This is a genomic window from Candidatus Delongbacteria bacterium, assembly GCA_020634015.1.
Classification (GTDB): Bacteria; CAIWAD01; CAIWAD01; order CAIWAD01; family CAIWAD01; genus JACKCN01.
In genome coordinates this window covers 158,026-177,244 of record JACKCN010000003.1, presented here as the reverse complement: position 1 = coordinate 177,244, position 19,219 = coordinate 158,026, and the positions used below count along the sequence as shown (strand labels likewise).

Genomic DNA, 19,219 nt, shown 5'->3' with positions numbered 1-19,219 from the left:
CGCAGAAACCCCCGGTTCGCGAGAGCCGGGGGTTTCCTGTTGAGTCCAGTTCCAGCAAAGCCCTTACTTCAGCTCGGTCGCCAGGAAGTCCAGCAGTTTCGTCCAGCTGTCCGAGTCGGCGGCTTCGTTGTATTCAACGGGCATCTCGAAGCGCTTGCCCGTTTCCGTGGACGCAGGATTGGTGAATGCGTGAGTCGCGCCGGGGTAGCCCACATAGGTCAAGCGGGCATCCGCCGCGTCCATTTCCGCCCGGAATGCCGCCACTTCCTCGGCAGGTACGAAGGGATCGGCCTCGCCATTCAGCACCAGCAAGGCGGGCTTGATGCTGCCCTTGCTCGCGGGGGTCTTCGTGCCCAGTGAGCCATGGAAACTGGCCAGGGCATCCAGCTCCACGCCCGCGCGGGCCAGCCCCAGCAGGACTCCTCCGCCGAAGCAGTATCCAATGGCCGCAACCCGGGTGGTATCCGCCTCAGGGCGCGAGAAGGTGAGCCTGCGCGCCGCTTCGAATCGGGCTTGCAGGCGCGCCGGATCGGAGTAGGCATCGCTGGCCAGGGCCATGGCGCCACCCGGCTCTTCGGCCCGTCGGCCCTTGCCGTACATGTCCACGGCCAGAGCCATGTAGCCCGCCTCGGCCAGCATTTCGGCCCGGCGCTGGCTGTAGGCGTTGTTGCCCCACCATTCGTGAACCACCAGCACCACGGGCAGCTTCGTGTCCAGCGTTGGGTTCCAGGCCAGAGTGCCTTCAAGAGTGTCGCCGTCGCAGACGTAGGTCACGGTTTCGCTTCGAACCAGGGTCGAGGTGGGCATGTCGACTCCGCTGCCGACCATGGCTCTGGCGGACAGCAGAGGCAGGGCGCAGAACACCATCAGCGCGATTGGCTTGATCATGGATTCTCCTGGACAATTATCAATGACTGTGTGCAGTGGGGTGGTATCGCCGGGACCGAAGCTGGCGAACCAGCCCGCGCGATGCAAGCCTTCGTTTCGCGACGGCCCGGGACGCAGATGTGTCGAGCGAACGCTCACATGCCGCAGTCTTCGCCTCCCCCGCCAGCCATCCGAATGGGCTGGGTCGATTGGACTGCCGATCGTGGGTGTCCGTCCCTGAGCGGCATCGCCGCCGGATCCGGACTGGACCCGACGGCGATGCCCGTGCAGCGGATGCCACACATTGAAGAACGTGATCAGTCGATCAGGAAGGTCATGGCGGGCACCTTCAGATCGGACCCGCGCAACTTGACCTTGAGAAACTCCCCGTACTCCGTCGCCGGCCGCGAGATGTGATTCAGTCGCTGCTCCTGATGCAGCTCGAAACGTCCGGGCACGTTGGTGTACTGCGCGGAAAGTCTGCCGAAGTCGTTCTCAAGGGTGAAGTCGGCAAAGGGCTCCATGTCCGGCTGCCAGGACACCGGATAGCGGATCGTCACGTCCAGCTTGTTCCACTGGTCCTCGTCCACGTGCAGGGGCAGCTTCCGATCATTGGTGTCCAGATAGACCACGGATTTCCGGTCGGGAGCGAACAGTCCCTTGACGGTGAACAGGGCTTCATCGGGCAGGATCTCGACCATGCCGTCCACCGTGTACTCCATGCGCAGCTCCAGAGGCTCGTACCAGTCTTCACGCCCATCCACGTATCCCGTGAAATCCCGGATGCGGGAGACATCGAAGCGCACCATGTCACGCAGCAGGTCCTGGATCTGCTCTTCCACCCCGGCCAGATCTTCATTGCGCTCGGCGTCATGGGCGTCCCTGGAGACCCAGATCGTCTTGATCCGTTCCTTGGGGACAAGAGTCTTGATGCTCTCTCTGAGCGACCAGGCGGCCAGCCCGTGGAGCACATGGGTCTCGACGATGTCAAGGCGGCCGTCCAGGCGCAGATCCACGTCGATGCGGCGCTCGAAGAGCGCATCATCGGCCGCCTCACAGCCCATCGTCAGCGTGTCGGGAGTCCCGAAGTTCCACGCGACCTTTCCGGCCATGTCCGAGGGGATGGCCGACAGCCCCGCCGTGCTGATCTGCGGCAGAGCGACGAAGCTCTCCCCTTCGCAGCGAACCAGCAGCGCGAACAGTCTCTCGGAGGACGGCCGGTACGATCCTGGAGCGTACATCGCGGGTGGACAATCCGAGAGCACGGACAGGTCCGCCTGATACCCGGCGGCCCGGCAGAGATGCACGGCAATGGCGACTTTCTGGAAGGACAGTGCCTTGTGCATGCTCAGCATCTGCGAAAGCTTGTGCTGCACGTTGGCCGTCTCGACGGTCTTGACCTCCTGCTGGACCCACTTGACGATGGTTCTCAGGGAGTCCTCCCGGGTCGTACTCTCGAAGGGAATGCGCTTGAGGTACTTGCCGACCTTGCGGGTCTGTTTGCGGGTCATGTTCTTGCGCAGATAGATGTCCACCATGTTCGTGCGACTTCCCCACACCGACGGCCCACTGCGGCCATCGACGGGATACACCGCCTGCCGGTTCTCTTCCCCGGAGGGGGAGTCATGTTCCTGGACGATGGCGGGCTCGAAACCCGTGATCCAGGTGTGGCATTCGAAGTCTTTGTCCAGCTCACGGCAACTGGATTCAAGCCACTGCGGATGAAAACGTTGGACCGTGTCCTTCTTGCGGGGAAGAATGTATTCGACCTTGCCGCCGAGAACGGGCAGGCCCCGTTTCATGGAGAATCCGTAGTACCCAAACTTGCTGGCGGGATCCCAGGCGCAGTAGTCGGCGGTCCGCGACGACCCGAAGGTGCATTCCACGAGGGTTCCGCGCACCGCTCCCGGAACGGTGATCCGCCAGGTTCCCAGATCCTTGTCGGCGATCTGGTTCAGTCCGGACACAAGGATCGAGACCGGATGAATCGCCGCCAACGCATCCGCGACCGCGTTCGCCCCCCGGGACTCGACACTGACGGATTCATCCACCTGCTGCAACTGATCCGGTCCGTACTCGCGGATCTCTTCACCGGGCGACTTCACCCTCAGTCTGAAATCCGTTGGCAGCGAGGTGAACGTGTACTCCAGGACCTCGCTTCGGGATGGATCCAGCACGACTCCGAGTTCCACCATCTGGTTCAGGTTCTGCATCATGCCAAGGCTGGAACTGCTCACGATCCGGCGTCTCCAGTCCAGAATCACCATGGGGGCATCGGGGAACTCGCGAGCCAGTGAATCGGCGTTGACCGCGGGCATGTCCATGGTCAGAAGGTCGGGCAGCGGTTGCAGCACAGGAAGTTTGGCCTGGGCTGCCGTACCTGCCAGACACACTGCGAGACACAGGGATTGAAGCAGTTTCATCAATCATACCTTTCGGTTCGGATGGAGATGTGAGTCAAGGGATGGCAACCGGTGCGACCCGGGTCATTCCTGGCTGTCGGAATCCAGCGAGCTCAGGCGGAAGTAATTGTTGCGTTCGTCGTTCATGGCCCGGATCAGGTCTTCGACCCACACACGATCCTGGCCTTCCTGGGTGCCCGCGCGAAGGCGCAGATAGCATTCCATGCGCGCGGTGTCCTCGGCGCAGATCACCCGGGCCGTGTAGCTGGCTCCCCGCGGATCGCCCAGGTCCAGACTGTCCGCGGCTGGCGTCAGACCTGGTGCGGCCAGTGCAAGCTGCAGTTTCAGGTGCAGGGGGTACGACAGATGCAGAGCTTCGCCATCTCCGATTCTGTCCTTGGCTTTCAGGCTGAATCCCGTCAACGGAAATCTGGGCAGATAGTCTCCCCGGCGTCCCTTGACCAGCATGCTGCCCATGTCGGCTCGTGCCACACAGATCAGGTCCGGAGACCTGTCATCCTCGATCCGGATGTCACGCAAAGCCACGCTGGGACAGTAACCGCCCACGAGGGTCGCCAGCCAGTTGCTCAGGTCCAGGTCCTTGCGGTCCCGGGCATACTCCCTGCCGCGTGAAGCCAGACTTCCGCGCAGGATCAGGCGGGCTTCGGACCGGGCCAGTGAATCCCGTCGGGCGACCAGACTCAATTCCAGCTGGGGCAGCTCCGCTTCGGCATCGATGTATACGATTGTCGGATTGTCGGGCTGAAGTACAAGCACTGGATGAGCGTGCAGATCCGGATTGGGCACTCCAAAATCCAGCCCCCGGTCCGTGGGGTCGCCGAACTCCCAGTCGTCGCCATTGTGCCAGGCCACGATCATGTGATTGAAGTCGCCTGCCCGACAGCCTTGCATGTGCCGGTCGTCCGTGTTCACCAGGGCCATGTGGAGAGGGATCGAGTAGCGGTCGGACATGGCACACAGCAGCGTGCTCTTGGCCTTGCAGTCGCCGAAGCGACTTGTCAGCGTTTCATCCGGGCTGGCCGACACCAGGCCACGCATCTCGCGCGTATCGGATACATAGCGGATGTTGCGCGCGACCCAGCGAGTCATCATGAGCAACCGGGCGCGGTCCGTTTCCGCTGACTCCAGCTCCGTGCTCAGATCCGGGGGAAATGGCTGGTCCAGTCTGGGTTCAAGCGTTGTCAGATTGCCGTACCAGCGCGTGAAGCCGACCGGGCCTTCAGGCACCAGGCTGCTGTCAGCCAGGCTCAGGTGAATCACGAGCCGTGCCACCAGATCATTGTCGTCGTGCAGGGCCAGTGGTTCGGGCGTGCGCATGGGTGTCACGCGAAAGATCTGCTCCCCGTCGGACCCCTTCTCGATCGACGTCCGGACATCCCGCCAGGACGAGTTCCACTCGAAGGATGCATTCAGGTCCTCCGGCACGGTCAGTCTCAGCTCGAAGGCCTCCAGCGAATCGGCACCATCCACCAGATAGCTGGGAAACTGGGAGAAATCCCGGCAGCTGCGCTCGGTATCCGTTCGGAAGAAATCTCCCGGGCGAAAGTTCTTCAGCGCCTGTTCCCAGTCCAGCACGTACCAGGTCCAGGACCCCATGAAGGCATCCGGGCGCGGCCCGGTCATCTTCAGCACGGGCACCCCCAGCGAGCGGCCGTTGCGATTGCCGCGGACCTTGTCGAAGGGGGCGTTCTCGTCATCGAAGATGTAGAAACGCCGCGCCTCGGCCAGATCGCGAATCACGGCACGGGTGTGGATGCGCAGGTCCTGTCTGCGGGTCTCGTGCCAGAAGAGCTCACCTTGTCTGTCGCGAGACACGGACAGCTCGATCCGGTTGGCAATGGAGACTTCCAGCCGATCCGGAGTCTCGGCCCGGACTGCTGGCAGACAGAGCAACAGGAGTCCGGGCAAGAGCCAGCGGGACCGGTGGCGAGGTGTGGGGGGGCGGAATGACATGCAACATTTTGGCAAATGGGAACGGAGATGGGTTGAGATGAATCAAGCGGCCGCGGATTGCACCGGCGGTCGACCGATGGAATGGCGTCTCCGGCTGCTGAGGGTCCGGCCACCCTTTCCCGGGTTCCCCCCAGAAACAGAACGCCCCCGTGCCAGGCACGGGGGCGTTCGTGGATCACGCGTGAGCAGGAACTACTTGACCAGCAGAACCTTGCGGGTTTCGCTCATGCCGTTGGCCTTCAGGGTGTAGAAGTACACACCGCTGGACAGACCGGCCGCATCGAAACTGGTGGTGTGATTGCCGGCCTGGTGCATGCCGGAAGCCAGCGTGGCCACAGCCTGGCCCATCATGTTGAACACGGTCAGCTCGACCACCGCGGGGCGGACCAGCGAGAACTCGATGACCGTGCTGGGGTTGAAGGGGTTGGGATAGGCCTCACCCAGCTCGAAGGTGCGGGGCTGGCTGGCGGGATTCACCGCGGTGGTGCCCCAAAGGTCACCCAGCGAGCCGAACTCGTTGTTGATGGTGAAGGTGGGGTTGGTGTCGTCAATGACGGTGACCCAGTCGGCCTGGAAGCCGGACTCGTTGTCGCTGCCGTTGATGCCGTACTTGTAGGTGATGGAACGCGCCGAGCCCGAGGTGAAGGTCACCGTGCCGCTGAACAGCGTGCCGCCGGCATTGGCGAACTGATACTGTGGGGGCACCAGATCCCAGGGCCAGTTGTTCCAGGGGCCGCAGATCGCCACGTAGTTGATGGCATCCCAACCGGTGATGCCCTGGTTCGTCTCACCCGGGTGTTCGGTGAACCAGGTGTCCACCATGTTCAGGTCCACATTGAAGGTGACGTCCACATTCTGCGAGAGGATGTCGTCCCAGGTCACATTGTCGAAGAAGGCTTCTTCGGTCACGTATTCGTGATACCCGTTCTGATCCTCGTCGGGCCAGGCTTCGGTGGGCTGGGCCGTGCGGTTGGCCACGGACTCCCAGCGCGCCAGGTTCTCGTCGCCATCGGTCAGGATCACGAACTTGTACTCCACGGGAGTTTCGGCACTGACCTGGTCGAACTGGACCTGCAGGAAGTAGTGACCGGGGTTTCCACCCACTTCGTTCAGGGCCACGGCTCCACCCCAGTTGCCGATGCCATCGTTGTTGCCACGGATCACGATCAGATCGCTGGCCGGAACGAAGGAGCCGTTGTCGATCATGATTTCCATGTTCACCAAAAAGGTGATTTCGGCATCCAGAAGCGCAGGCACCGTGTCGAGATTGTCGAAGTACCCGCCGTCCACGGTCTGGGCACCCGTATCACCAACCACGAAGCTGCGATCTTCGATGGATTCCCAGACATCACCGCTCGTGGCGGCGTTGACGAACTTGTACGTCACGGTCTCGCCGATCAGGGCGTCATCCAGATCGTAGGTCCCGGAGTACACACCGTCGCCGATCGGGCTGAGCGTGGGGTCGGTTCCACCCCACCCATTGAAACTGCCGCGCACGACCACGTTGTCCGAGCCGGGGACAAAATTGCCCAGAGCCTCCTGCACAGACATGTTCACCTGAAAGGTGATGGTCTGGGTCGCCCAGGCGCTGGCCGCACAAGCCAGCAGGGAAACACCGATCCACTTGTTCATTTGAACCTCCAGTTCTGCCGCCCTTTCGGACGGACATTCAACACCCGTGCACCGCGCATCCGGATTGGATGCGGTCGGGCACACTACCCATTACCATTTGAATCGCAAACTGTACTTGACGACCTCACCCAGCCGTCCGAACTCTTCCCAGGCGCCGTCGACGCACAGTGTACCCGCCGAGAAAACAGGCAGTTCCAGCCCGCCTCCCAGGGTCAGCCCGCCTTCAAGGTCGGTCAGGAAGAGATTGTGCCAGCCCCCACGCAGGAAGAAGCGGTTCTTGTAGCCATACTCGCCTCCCACGCTGATTGATTCCGAATTGTCCACCGGATGCGAGGCATCGGCGGCCACCAGCAAGGAATGCTCCGGGTTCTCGATCAGATACATCGAGGCGCCCATCCGGAAGGTTATCGGCAAAGGCCAGGCATAAAGATCAAGATTGACGGGAACGGCAGGATTGTCGCCGCCCTGATTGGGATCCAGGTCATGGCCGAGCAGCAGGTCGGTGCCACCCATCTCCATGTCCATGCCCACGTTGTAGATGCCCATGCCCAGCACCAGGTTGTGGAAATCGGTGCGGAACCGGGTTCCCACATCAAACGCGACACTGCTGGCGCTTTCGTGCCAGATCTTCTGCTGGACGAACTTTCCCGTGAAGCCAATGCTGAACCGATCCGTGAAGCGCGTGCTGTAGGTCAGTCCCAGAGCCAGATCCGAGGAACGAAAGAATTCGCCCGTTCCCTCCGGCTCTTCCACGGTGGTCACTTCCAGTTCGCCATAGTCCAGATAGGTCATCGAGAGACCCACGCTGCTGCGTTCCCCCGCAGGGGTCACCAGACCGAAGAAGTTCAGATCCGTATCGGCCAGATACTGGGTCTGCACCAGCAGCGCTTCGGACTTTTCCAGTACCGCGGCCGCACCGGGGTTCCAGTAGAGACAACTGGCATCCATCGCGACGCCCGTGTAGGCTCCGCCCATGCCCAGAGCGCGACTGCCGAGGCCGATGGTCAGAAAGGGTGCCGCCGTGGTGCCCACGCGCGTGATCCCTGCAAGCGCGGGTCCCGCCAGCAGCAGTGGGAGCATGACACCCGTCACGACAGGAAAGGAGTATCTCATCGTCGGGGCTCCTACTTGATCAACGCGAACTTGCCCACCGTCTCACCGGCCGAACAGTCCACGTGGTAGATGTACACACCGTAGGCCACATCCAGGCCTTCCTTGCTCTTCAGGTTCCAGTCCAGACTGCCGTCCCAGACCGGCGAATCGTGATGCAGTGTCTGCACCAGGTCGCCGCGAATGGTGTAGATCCTGACCGTGGAGGCAGGCGGCAGATGGGTGAACTGAATCTTGCGGGCTCCGCGGTTGCCCTTGATGGGCTTGCTTTCCCAGGTGGCGCTGGCCAGGTAGGGATTGGGCACCACGCGCACATTGTCCAGCGAATGGGCGGCCACCGAGGAATCGTATCCCGGGGCCTGCACCGTGTAGCGATAACTGTCTTCGGCCGAGAATGGCTTGCGCGTGATGGCCGTGTAGGATTCGCCGCCCTGGGGCAGGCTCATCAGACCGGCATCGAAGGGCACCTGGGCCTGAAACATCCAGGTGAGCTGGGGAGTTGGGCTGCCCGGGATGGGCTCGCGCAGCAGAATGGCATCACGACCATCGAAGGGGGCCTCCGGATCACGCTTGGTGGCCGGATTGCCCTCGTTGAGGCGAGCGTTGTAGACCCAGAATTCCACCGGGACGGGGTTCTCGGGATCGGTGATGTTCTCGACGATGTAGTTGGTCTGCAGGCCACCGACCAGCCGCCCCAGGGTCTGGGTCATGGTCTGGTCGAACCAGTCGGATGCCGGCAATGAGACTCCGCCCTCGGCCGTTGCCAGGAATCGCATCCGGTAGTCACGGGGCTGGGGAATGCCGTTCACTTCGCGCAGGCTGGGCGAAAAGTCCAGCAGAGCCAGACGGCGCAAGCCCCAAGGGATCAGTGTGTCCGGCACACCCTCGGACCAGCTGGACAGATCGGGATCCGCCTGCAGGCGCCAGTCATTGCGGAAGTCCAGTCGGACTCCTTCGACCACTGGAAGGAAGTTCGAGGTGGTGGTGGCGTACCCGGTCAGGTCCAGCACCATCTGCTTGTGCACCAGATTGTAGTCGTAGGTGAATTCCACACTGACCGCCTCGGCACTGCCCAGAGTCGCCAGGAAGGTGTCGCGGTAAATGACCTTGCCTTCGTCGAAACTGAATGAAAAGTGTCCATTGGCATTCAGTGTATCACCGGAATCCAGATTGATCCAGACCGACAACGGCGCGAAGTTGTCCTCGCGGACCGCACTGAACCCGGCCGCCAGCACACCCGGATGGCTGAGGCGCTGCTGGGGAGTATCCTGATTGATGATGTAGGACTCGGAGACCGGCTCTTGCCCCTCGCGACGCGCCGTCCAGGTGAAACCATTGGCCATCACTTCGGAAAGCAGGGTGCGCGTGGAATCGAAGGGAATGGAATCAATGACGGCCAGGTAGGCGCCCAGCGCCTGGTTCCAGACGAAATGTGTATCGGGCTGCCATCCCGTGTACTCCCAGCCCTGCACGTCCAGCAGGCGGCCGGTGGTATCGGGCAGAATCGAGATGTTGTACACCGCCATGTCGCGCAACTGCTGTTCGTCAATCACTTCCAGCAGAAGCTTTCCCGTTGCGGTGCCACTGACGTGCTCGGCTTCTTCCATCACCAGTGGCGGCGTGTAGCCGGAAGACGGTTCGCTTGGAATCACGTACACGGTATTCTGGTCCAGAGTCACGCGGCCGGCTTCATCGATGCTGGCCTGCTTGGCACACTCGGCGGGCAGGAATCCAGCCACCGGATCGCCCGCATCGTAGGAGGTGACCGCGTAGAAATAGGCCTGGCCATTGACCACGGTGGTATCGGTCCAGCTGTGTACCAGTCCCGTGTTGGAGCCCAGGTAGTACTGGGTGCCATTCAGCGGAATGTCGAAGTAGCCGGAAATCTCGTCGATCAGGTCGAACTGGGCCGTGGGTGCAAAACCACTGACCGTGCCCTGACCGTCGGTGATGGAATAGGTATCCAGAAAACCGGCGTCGGTGGCGCGGTAGATCCGGTAGCCCTGGAAATCGCGCAGGCCGCTGATCCGGTCAATGCTGTGCTCGGCGGCGTCATCCCAGTACAGCGTCACCTGGCGATCGCCGGTGACGGCGTTGACTTCGGGCTTGGCGGGCGGCTGAATGAAGTTGTAGTTCTCGTTGTAGATCGTACGCACGGTGGACAGATTCGTGTACAGGTCATCCACCGACTCGCCGAAGACCACCGCCAGGGAAATCCGCTTGGTCTCGCCGGCACGCAGCGGGAAGTACCCACTGCCGTAGAGGAAGTCCACATCGGCGGGCACGCCCGCAGTGGAGTCGAACTCACCGGGGACCATGCGCGCCCAGATGTCGTTGTCGTTGCGGCTGGAGAATTCGGGGAAGGTGAACTCGTTGAAACTGGTGAGACCGATCTGGTCGCTCTCGGTGATGTCCAGCGCATCGAAGTGAGGCTCACCCGGGCTGGGCACACCGTCGTTCTCGCCCAGGTCACCCGTGGCGGGCTGGCCATCACTGCCCACGTCATCGTTTTCGGGGTCCCAGTCGCCGTCGTTGTCAAAGCCGTCATCGCGGCGTTCGTCCACCAATGGATCCCAGCTGAGCACGGTGGTCGACAGGATCGGCACCGAATCCGCACCGGATTGGAGCGGGCTGGTATCGATGCCGAGTCGGATCCAGTCCACGTAGACGTTGCCTTCGTAGGCCGGACTCTCATCGATCACGCCGTTGAAGTTGTCGTCCACCAGGTTGGTGGGATCCTCGGCCACCACGGCTCCGTCGAAGATCAGCAGTTCCTGATTGCGCCAGGCCAGCACGAGCGTGTCACCCGGGGCCGGCACGAGCACCACGCTGCGTGGGTAGAAGGGGTCGCTGTAGTCGATGGCAATGACCTCGTCACCCTGCGCCAGAGTGCGAGGGGTCAGCATGCCGTCCAGCACGCTGGCTGTCAGCACGGGGGCACCGGCATCATCGGTCTGGCGGCTGTCGCCGTCGTTGTCAATCCAGTCGGTGTTGTTGTCGGGACTTTCCAGGAAGGCGTAGCCCACATAGCCCACGTTGCGCACGCCCGGGTGCACGGGCACCCAGCCACTGGCCCCGCGGTCGTCATTGTCGCCCGTGTAGGTGAATTCCTGATCCAGGTCGAACCAGTTGATGTCGTCGCCGCTGTCGCCATCGCCGCCGACCAGGGTGCCGCAGACCATGCCGAAGACCACCTTGTCGTAGTCGATGTCGCTGGCATTGGTGATGTCGTACAGCCAGAAGACCACGTCCTCGGCCAGCACGTGCGACCACTGGAAACCGCGCACCGCCATCTTCAGCCCCAGACCGCCATGCAGCGTGTCACCTTCGAAGGGCTGGATCCTGGGCACGCGAGCACTGTCCGGGTTCGTGGGAAACGCATCCTGCCAGATCTGAGGGTCCACATTCTCGCGATAGGCCCACTCGGTGGACATGAATTCCATGTCGCGGCTGTCGTCCACCCAGAAGTAGGCTTCCTGGTCGGCGTTCTGCACATCCCGCCCGAAGTAGCCGTTCCAGCTTCCGGGCCAGCCCTTGTCGGGCCAGACCGTGGGCCAGGAATAGGGCTGGTGAGACATAGCCACCAGGGTGGTGTCGGGATTGGCGAAGCCCGGCAGGGGCATGAAGGTCCAGTATTCCGAGGGGTTGGCCGGGTTGACCTCGTCCCGTCCGCGGGCGGGACTCTGGGTCACGGCCACGCTGGTGATCTCGTCCTGCAGCAGGGGATTGAAGTACTCGACCCCCACCACCACCGAAATGTCACCGATGTACTCGTCACCCGTGCTGCGCGGCCACTCGAAGGAGAACTCGTTGCCCACGCGCCCCACCAGACCCGTGTTGTAGAAGGTGGTGCGCACCAGGTTGCCGCTGAGCGTGTTCTTGCGCTTCTCCAGCGGGTCGGCCCAGGTATCGCTGTACCATTCCTGGGCAAGGGCACTGCTGGCACACACCAGAAGCAGAATTGTCGATAGTCTGTTCATGCTTGATCCTGTATTCCCTGGCTAGAAGGAGAAACGCATGCCCACGATCACTTCCCGCGGACGGGAGTAATTCGAAGGATTCACGTACTGCTCCGAGGCCGTGCTTTCCCAGTCAAGATTGTATCCCGCGCGTCCGGTCCGGGAGAACACGCCCACTTCGTTCAGACGATCCAGCAGGTTCTTCACCTGAAAATTCAACTGGACCGACTTGAGCCCGTTGAGCTTGCCCAGATTGTACCAGCCCGACAGATCGGCATTGATGTACTCCGGAATGCGACCGCTGTTTTCCAGCAGACCCACCACGATGTCATCGCTCTTCGGGTCGGGCGTGTAGGGCAGGCCGCTGCCGTAGGTGCCCAGCAGACCCAGCCCCCAGACTCCCTGCCAGTCGTAGTTGACCGTGGCGTTCAGTGTGTGACGCCTGTCCCAGGGCAGCGGTACGAGATACTTGTTGATCTCGGAACCGCCATTGGCCGCGTTGCGTGCCGCATCGGCATTGGCCGCGTTGGCCTTGGCCACCTGCCAGGTGTAATCCAGTCCGGCCGAGAAATTGTTGCCAAAACGCTTGTCCAGAGTCAGCACGATGCCCTGCACGGTTCCGAAGTCACGGTTGGTGAAGAGGTAGTAGCGGTCGGTGGTCACGGTCTCGATGACCCGGTCGGTGGAGACCAGATCACGGATGTCGCGGCTGTACAGGCTGACCGCCAGCGAAATGTCCTCGCCCACCTGCTGCTGCAGACCGATTTCGTACTGCACGGTGCGCTCGACGCTGAGGTCCGGATTGCCCACCACCGTGTTGGGGCCGGTCAGCTCCACATCGGGGTTGCGGTAGAGCTGCTCGAAGGAGGGCCGCTGGAAGAAGTGCCCATAACTGAAATGGATCACGCCCGTATCCGTGATCGGATAGGCGATGGCCACGCGCGGGCTCAACTGGAACTTCACCGAGGTGTCCGTGGTGCGCGGATCCTGCAGGTTGGTCAGGTCGGCCGGCAGGTGCCAGTTGGCATCGAAGACATCCATGCGTGCCCCCACATTCAGGGTCACATTCTGGAACTCCATCTTGTCCTGCAGGTAGGCCGCGCCTTCCCAGGGATAGCGCGTGTAGATGTCGCGGTTGGCGCCTTCGGGCTGCACGATGTCGAAGTTGTTGAAGGACACCACCCGGCGATTGTAGTTCAGCCGGTGGCTCTTGGCGATGATGCCGGACTTCACCAGATGGACCTTGCCCATCTGGCGCGACACATCCAGGGTGAACTGGAAACTGTCGGTGCGCCGGCTGAAATGCTCATTCTCGGTGCCGCCCACCCGGGCCGTGCCCACATAGAAGGAGTTGTCGGCGTACTCGCCGGTCAGCCAGTCAAGGCCTCCGGGGGAGTAATAGTAGAACCCACTGGAGGTCTGGTCTTCGGTGTTGCGGTAGCGGCGGTCCAGAATGCTGTCGTACAGGCGGTGATGGTACAGCGCCAGGGTGTGGGACAGGCTGGCATCCAGGAAGGTCTGGTTCGCGAAGGCCTTGCTCCACTTGAGTGATGTACTCTGCTGTCTGCTGTAGCGATTCAGTCGGCCATCGGGGGTGAAGCGCCAGCTCTGGTCGTAATCCTTGTATTGCCGATCACTGACGATGTAGCTGGCGCGGAGCTTGGACGTGGGGTCCAGTTCCCAGGTGAGCTTGAACTGGCCACTGCGCCGGGTCTCGGTGTTCATCTGCACCCAGGGCAATCCAGCACGGTCGCCACTGCCCATCTCATGAAACTGTTGTGAATGTTTGACTGCTTGCTGCAACAGATCACGCAGATGTTCGCCTCCGTGTGTGGACGTGTATTGCCCGTGACGCTGCAGCTCAAGTTCTGGAATCAGAAGTTTCTCAACATATGGATCAACTACGAAGGCGTAGGGCTCGGATTCGTTCAGGAAGTACTGAACAATGTCGCTGACATCCTCGGGGTTGAAGATCCGGGCCTGATTGCCCGACACCGGGTGCTCGATCACGAAGTTGTCGTCCTGGGGCGAAAACAGATAACGCCCTTCGTACCAGCCTCCGCTGTCATAAAAACGGCCGCTGCTGTTGAAAGTCAGCGCGGGCACTCCGGGAACCGGTCCGCTGAGGTTCAGCTCGAAGTTGCGGATGTTCATCGGGTCCAGTTCGTCGATGTTCCAGAACTGCTTGCTGTGGTTGGACACATAGTCCCCGGAATAGACGGTCACATCGGCTTCATAGTCTTCGCCGCCATCCTTGGTGATGGTGTTCACCACCCCGCTCATGGCCTGACCGTATTCCGCGTTGAAGGTGCCGCTGATCACCTGCAGTTCCTGCACCATGGAGACCTGCACATCCACACCGCGTCCACCGTCGTACACGTCGGTCACCGGGATGCCGTCGACCAGGTACAGCACTTCGCCGCCACGGCCGCCACGGAAGTGGCCATCCACGACGCCCGCCTGAACGTCCACCACCTGGGCCAGGTCGGTGACGGGCATGTTGGACAATTCCTTGCTGCCCACGTAACTGGCGCTGAAGGTCTGATCCACCTGCACCAGGGCGCGCTCGGCGGTGATCGTGATCACCTCGCCCTCGATGGCCGCGGGCGACAGCACCACGTCGTGACGCGAGGTCAGGTCCACGCTGACCACCACGTTCTCGATCTGGGTGCGGCCGTAGCCCAGGGTCGAGAAGTCCAGCACGAAGATGCCGGGCGGCACGTTGGAGATGATGTAGTCTCCCTCGAAGTCCGTGGCCGCACCGCGCCGCGTGTTGTACTTCTGGAAGTCCTCGGCACTCAGCGTGCGCAAGTCGGTGCCGGCCGGCACCTCCAGCACGATGACGTTCACGCCGGGCAGGGGTTCACCCGTGTTGTCGGTGACCTTGCCGGTGATCTTGCCCGTGATGCCGGCCTGCAGGCTTGCCGCACCGAGCAGGAGAATGAGTAGTATCCAGGGTCGCTTCATGCCTTTGCATCCTGATTGATCCGTGCTCCATTGGGTCCGGGCGCGAAGAGATACCAGGCGTCTTCACGCACCGACAGCGCCACCCGTTCGCCGGGCTGGCCGCCGAAATCCGCGGGCAGGCGGGCCACGCCCTGTCCCGGATCCAGATTGAAATAGGCCATCGTCTCGTGGCCCATGTGTTCCACCACGTCCAGTTCCCACTCGCCCAGCGGCAGACCACTGCCATCGGCCAGCAGGTCCTCGGGGCGGATTCCGAGAGTCAGGTGCTGCGAGGGCACACCTTGCGGTGGCTGAAGGCGCAAGCCCTGGCTTTCGAACACCCCGTCCTTGCCATCCCCGTCAAAGAAATTCATCGCCGGACTGCCGATGAAACCTGCCACGAAACGATTGCTCGGGTTCCGGTACAGCTCCATGGGTGTGTCCACCTGCTGGATCACGCCGTCCTTCATGACTACGATCCGGTCGCCCAGAGTCATCGCCTCGACCTGATCATGGGTCACGTAGACCATGGTCGTGCCCAGACGCTTGTGCAGGCGGGCGATTTCGGTGCGCATCTGCACGCGCAGCTTGGCGTCCAGGTTGGACAGCGGTTCGTCGAAGAGAAAGACTTTCGGATCACGCACGATCGCGCGCCCCAGGGCAATGCGCTGGCGCTGGCCGCCACTCAGCTCGCGCGGGCGACGGTCCAGCAGCTGCTCCAGCGACAGACTGCGGGCCACGTTCGCGATGCGCCGCTCGATCTCGGCCGGATCCATCTTGCGCATCCGCAGGCCGAAGGCCAGGTTCTCGCGGTTGCTCATGTGCGGATACAGGGCATAGTTCTGAAACACCATCGCGATGTCGCGATCGGCGGGCGCCATCTCGTTGACCACTTTTCCGTCAATCAGGATCTCGCCGGAACTCACCTCTTCCAGGCCCGCGATCATGCGCAGCGTGGTGGACTTGCCGCAGCCCGAGGGCCCCACCAGCACCACGAACTCCCCTTCGGCAATTTCCAGGTCGGCCGATTGCACCGCATGAAAGCCATTGGGGTAGACCTTGTTCAGATTCTTGAGGCTCAGGAATGCCACGGCGCGTGTCCCTTGTTTCGAGTTATTCCTTGACCGAGCCCAGGGTCAGCCCGGAGACCAGATAACGGCTGAGCGCGATGAAGATCACCACCACGGGAATGCTGACCAATATCGAGGATGCCGCATACAGTCCCCACTGGGTGGACATGCTGGCCTGGAAGCTCTTCAGCCCCAGTGGCAGAGTGAACAGTTCGCGGTCCTGCAGGACCTGGGCGGCCACGATGTACTCCGACCAGGCCGACATGAAACTGAACAGCGCCGTGATCACCAGCCCGGGCATGGCCAGAGGCAGGATCACCCGGGTGAAGGCCTGGAAGCGGCTGCAGCCGTCGATGCGCGCGGCCTCCTCGAGGCTGGCGGGAATCGTGTCGTAGAAACCCTTCATCTGCCAGACGCAGAAGGGCAGGGCCGTGGCCGTGTAGAACACCATCAGCCCCAGAAAGGTGTTCACCAGATGCAGCTTGGCGATGATGATGTACAGCGGCAACAGCAGCATGGTGGCCGGAAACATCTGGGTGGTCAGGATCGCCAGCATGCTGAAGTCGCGTCCCACGAAGCGGAAACGACTGAAGGCATAGCCGCCCGTGGAGGCCAGTGTCACACCCGTGAGCGTCACCACGCCCGAGACCAGCAGACTGTTCCAGAGCCAGGTCATGAAAGGCTGGTTGGTGAACAACTCCACATAGGAGGCGATACTCCAGTCGGCGGGAATGATCGACAGATCGGTTGAGCGCAGCCGATCGCCCGGGCGCAGGCTGATGGTGAACACATTCAGCACCGGATAGATCGAGATGGCCACGAAGACCAGCAACACCACGTGGCGCACGAGGGTCAGCAGACGGGGTTCCTTCACCGGGCACCTCCCGGCTGGCTGTGGGTGCTAGTACACACTTTGAGTCGCCTTGTTGCGCCGCAGGAAGCCGATCGAGAAAACCGCCAGCAGCACGAAGATCACCATCGAGAGCGCCGCGCCATATCCGTAGCGGTAGAGATTGAACACCGCCTTGTAAACATAGCTCACCAGAATGTGCGTCTGGTCCGAGGGTTCGCCCCCGTTGCTGACCAGCCAGACCACGTTGAGGTTGTTGAAGGTCCAGATGGCACCCAGCGTGATCGCGGGCAGCAGCACGGGCTTGAGCAGCGGCAGTGTGATCAGCCGGAACTGGGCCCAGCGACTGGCTCCGTCGACGCGGGCCGCTTCGTAGAGTTCCTGGGGAATGCCCTGCAGTCCGCCCAGCGTGATCACCATCATGAAGGGGAAACCCAGCCAGATGTTGGTGAGAATGCAGGCCAGAAACGCTTCGAAGGGCGAGCCCAGCCAGTTGACCATGGGCATGTGCAGGAACTGACTGATCACCAGGTTGATCGCACCGTACTCATAGTCGAACATGCCGCGCCAGGTGAGCGCCGTGATGTAGGCCGGGACGGCCCAGGGAATGATCAGCAGCACACGGTAGAGACTCTTGCCCTTGACCGGCCCGTTGAGCATGACCGCCAACAGCACGCCCAGCCCCACATGGAACACCAGATTGACCACGGTCCAGATCACGGTCTTCAGCAGAACCGAAAAGAACACGGCCTCGCGGAAGACTTCGAGGTAGTTCTGGAAACCGATGATTTCCCAGTCCCGGAAGTGGCGCAGGGACATGTTGGAGAGGCTCAGCACCACGTTGTAGAGGAAGGGAAACACGATGGTGAGCAGGATCACGACAAGCGAGGGCAGAATGAACAGATAGCTCAGCCGGTTCTCACGCCAGTCGTGCAGGAAGCGGCCCAGGGTCTTGCGTTGCCAGACGATGAATCCCGCCAGCAGCAGCCAGCCCGACCAGGAGAGGGCACGTCCAACCGGCCCCGGTTCCTGGCGTTGGTTCATCTTGGCGATTGAGACCAGCGCCATTTCCTGCATGTCGTGCGCCGCCTGGGCGGGAGTCTTGCTGCCACCCAGCAGGGCCTGATAGCTGGGGCGCATGCTGTCCCAGATGGCGCGCAGCTCGGCCACCACGGGCATGGCACGCCCCCGCTTCATCTGCTCGGCGGAGGCCCGCAGAGTGGGATCTTCGCGCAGCATGGGCAGATCCAACAGGCTCTTCCTGCTGGGCAGGGTCTTCAGCTGGCCCATGAAGGTGATCTGGACCTCGGCGGAGGTGAGATACTGCACCAGTTCCATGGCCAGGGCGGATTCTTCAGGGGTGGAGTTCAGATTGAGGCTGTAACCCTTGGTGGCCACCATCGGCCCCATCGGCAGGCCCGTGCTGCTGATCACGGGCAGCGGCACCACTTCCGCGTGGAAACCGGGATTGGAAAGGTAATCGCCCCAACTCCAGTCCCCATTGATGATCATGGCCGCCTGGCCGTTCTTGAAGAGGGCATCGGCGGTTTCGTAGTCACAGTTGGCAGGAATCACTTTCCAGCGATCCTGCAGTTCAAGCACCATTGTATACGCGGCCACCGCTTCCGGCGTGTCCAGATCGGGCTCGATGCCGCCGTCTTCCTTGAAGATCCAGGCGCCGTGTCCGGTCAGAAATGGTATCACGAAAAAGGGCTCGACGAAGTTCCAGACAAGTCCGTAGCGCTCGTTGCGGCCATCGCCGTCCTCGTCCACGGTCTGCTCGACGGCCATCCGGATCATCTCATCGCTGGTGAGCGGGGTCTCGGAGAGCAGGTCACGGTTGATCACCAGCGCCAGATGATTGCCGATGCGATCTCCCACCTGGACCAGTTCGGTCCGGGAGCTGTCAACCGGCGATGGCAGGAATGTGAGCGCCGCAGGTACGAATTGCTCCTGCTCGCTCGGGGGGAACCAGGGTGACATGTCCTGGATGATGCCCATGGTCTGGAAACTGCCGAGCACATCCGAGGGACCGTAGATCAGCTCGGGACCGGCACCGGCCAGTGCGGCGGCCTGGAAGCCACTGCGCAGTTCCTCGGTTTCCTTGTACAGGGCCCGCACGGTGATGTCGGGATGCTTGAACCTGAACGCGTCAAGCTGGCCCTCCAGAACCGCGCGCTCCGCCGGAGTCATCTGGTGCCAGAGCACAATCAGCTTTCCGCCGGAATCGCCGGAACAGGAAAACAGCAGAAACAGCAGCAGTGTGTACACGAAGGGTCGCAATGGCGTGCCGTGGTTGGTCGAAAGTGACAAGGCGCAAGCGAATTGAGGCCAAAATATAAACAATACATGGCGAAGGAGCGAACGCACGGGACCGTATACTCTGCGTTCCAGCGGCCCTGGACTTGA

10 protein-coding genes are annotated in these 19,219 nt (G+C 61.9%); all 10 read right to left on the bottom strand.

Translation table 11 applies throughout. The features are described 5' to 3' along the window. Positions 1-63: 63 nt before the first annotated feature. The 10 genes from H6678_07420 to H6678_07375 all read right to left on the bottom strand — a co-directional run bounded on the left by H6678_07420 (position 64) and on the right by H6678_07375 (position 19,081). Positions 64-888 (bottom strand): dienelactone hydrolase family protein, encoded by an 825-nt coding sequence (locus H6678_07420; GenBank protein MCB9473623.1) that lies wholly within the window; start codon positions 886-888, stop codon positions 64-66. 296 nt (positions 889-1,184) lie between these two features. Continuing rightward, on the bottom strand, positions 1,185-3,290 hold the full coding sequence (locus H6678_07415; protein ID MCB9473622.1) for a hypothetical protein: 2,106 nt from the start codon (positions 3,288-3,290) through the stop codon (positions 1,185-1,187). A gap of 63 nt (positions 3,291-3,353) precedes the next feature. Next, the gene (locus H6678_07410) at positions 3,354-5,183 is read right to left on the bottom strand and encodes a transglutaminase domain-containing protein (GenBank protein MCB9473621.1); all 1,830 of its coding nucleotides are present in this window, start codon (positions 5,181-5,183) and stop codon (positions 3,354-3,356) included. A gap of 252 nt (positions 5,184-5,435) precedes the next feature. Then, entirely contained in the window at positions 5,436-6,875 is a 1,440-nt protein-coding gene (locus H6678_07405) for a T9SS type A sorting domain-containing protein (protein ID MCB9473620.1), read from the bottom strand. A 90-nt stretch (positions 6,876-6,965) separates the two neighbouring features. Continuing rightward, positions 6,966-7,988 carry a PorV/PorQ family protein gene (locus H6678_07400; GenBank protein ID MCB9473619.1) on the bottom strand — a complete coding sequence of 341 codons (1,023 nt, stop codon included), beginning with the start codon at positions 7,986-7,988 and terminating at the stop codon, positions 6,966-6,968. A gap of 11 nt (positions 7,989-7,999) precedes the next feature. Continuing rightward, on the bottom strand, positions 8,000-11,965 hold the full coding sequence (locus H6678_07395) for a hypothetical protein (protein MCB9473618.1): 3,966 nt from the start codon (positions 11,963-11,965) through the stop codon (positions 8,000-8,002). Between the two features lie 21 nt (positions 11,966-11,986). Next, on the bottom strand, positions 11,987-14,911 hold the full coding sequence (locus H6678_07390) for a TonB-dependent receptor (protein MCB9473617.1): 2,925 nt from the start codon (positions 14,909-14,911) through the stop codon (positions 11,987-11,989). Continuing rightward, on the bottom strand, positions 14,908-15,981 hold the full coding sequence (gene ugpC, locus H6678_07385) for a sn-glycerol-3-phosphate ABC transporter ATP-binding protein UgpC (protein ID MCB9473616.1): 1,074 nt from the start codon (positions 15,979-15,981) through the stop codon (positions 14,908-14,910). The genes H6678_07390 and ugpC overlap by 4 nt, the downstream gene beginning before the upstream one ends. Before the next feature lie 22 nt (positions 15,982-16,003). Then, positions 16,004-16,834: a sugar ABC transporter permease gene (locus H6678_07380; GenBank protein ID MCB9473615.1), complete on the bottom strand. Its 831-nt coding sequence runs from the start codon at positions 16,832-16,834 to the stop codon at positions 16,004-16,006. Positions 16,835-16,861: 27 nt separating this feature from the next. Next, on the bottom strand, positions 16,862-19,081 hold the full coding sequence (locus H6678_07375; protein ID MCB9473614.1) for an extracellular solute-binding protein: 2,220 nt from the start codon (positions 19,079-19,081) through the stop codon (positions 16,862-16,864). Between the last annotated feature and the right edge of the window lie 138 nt (positions 19,082-19,219).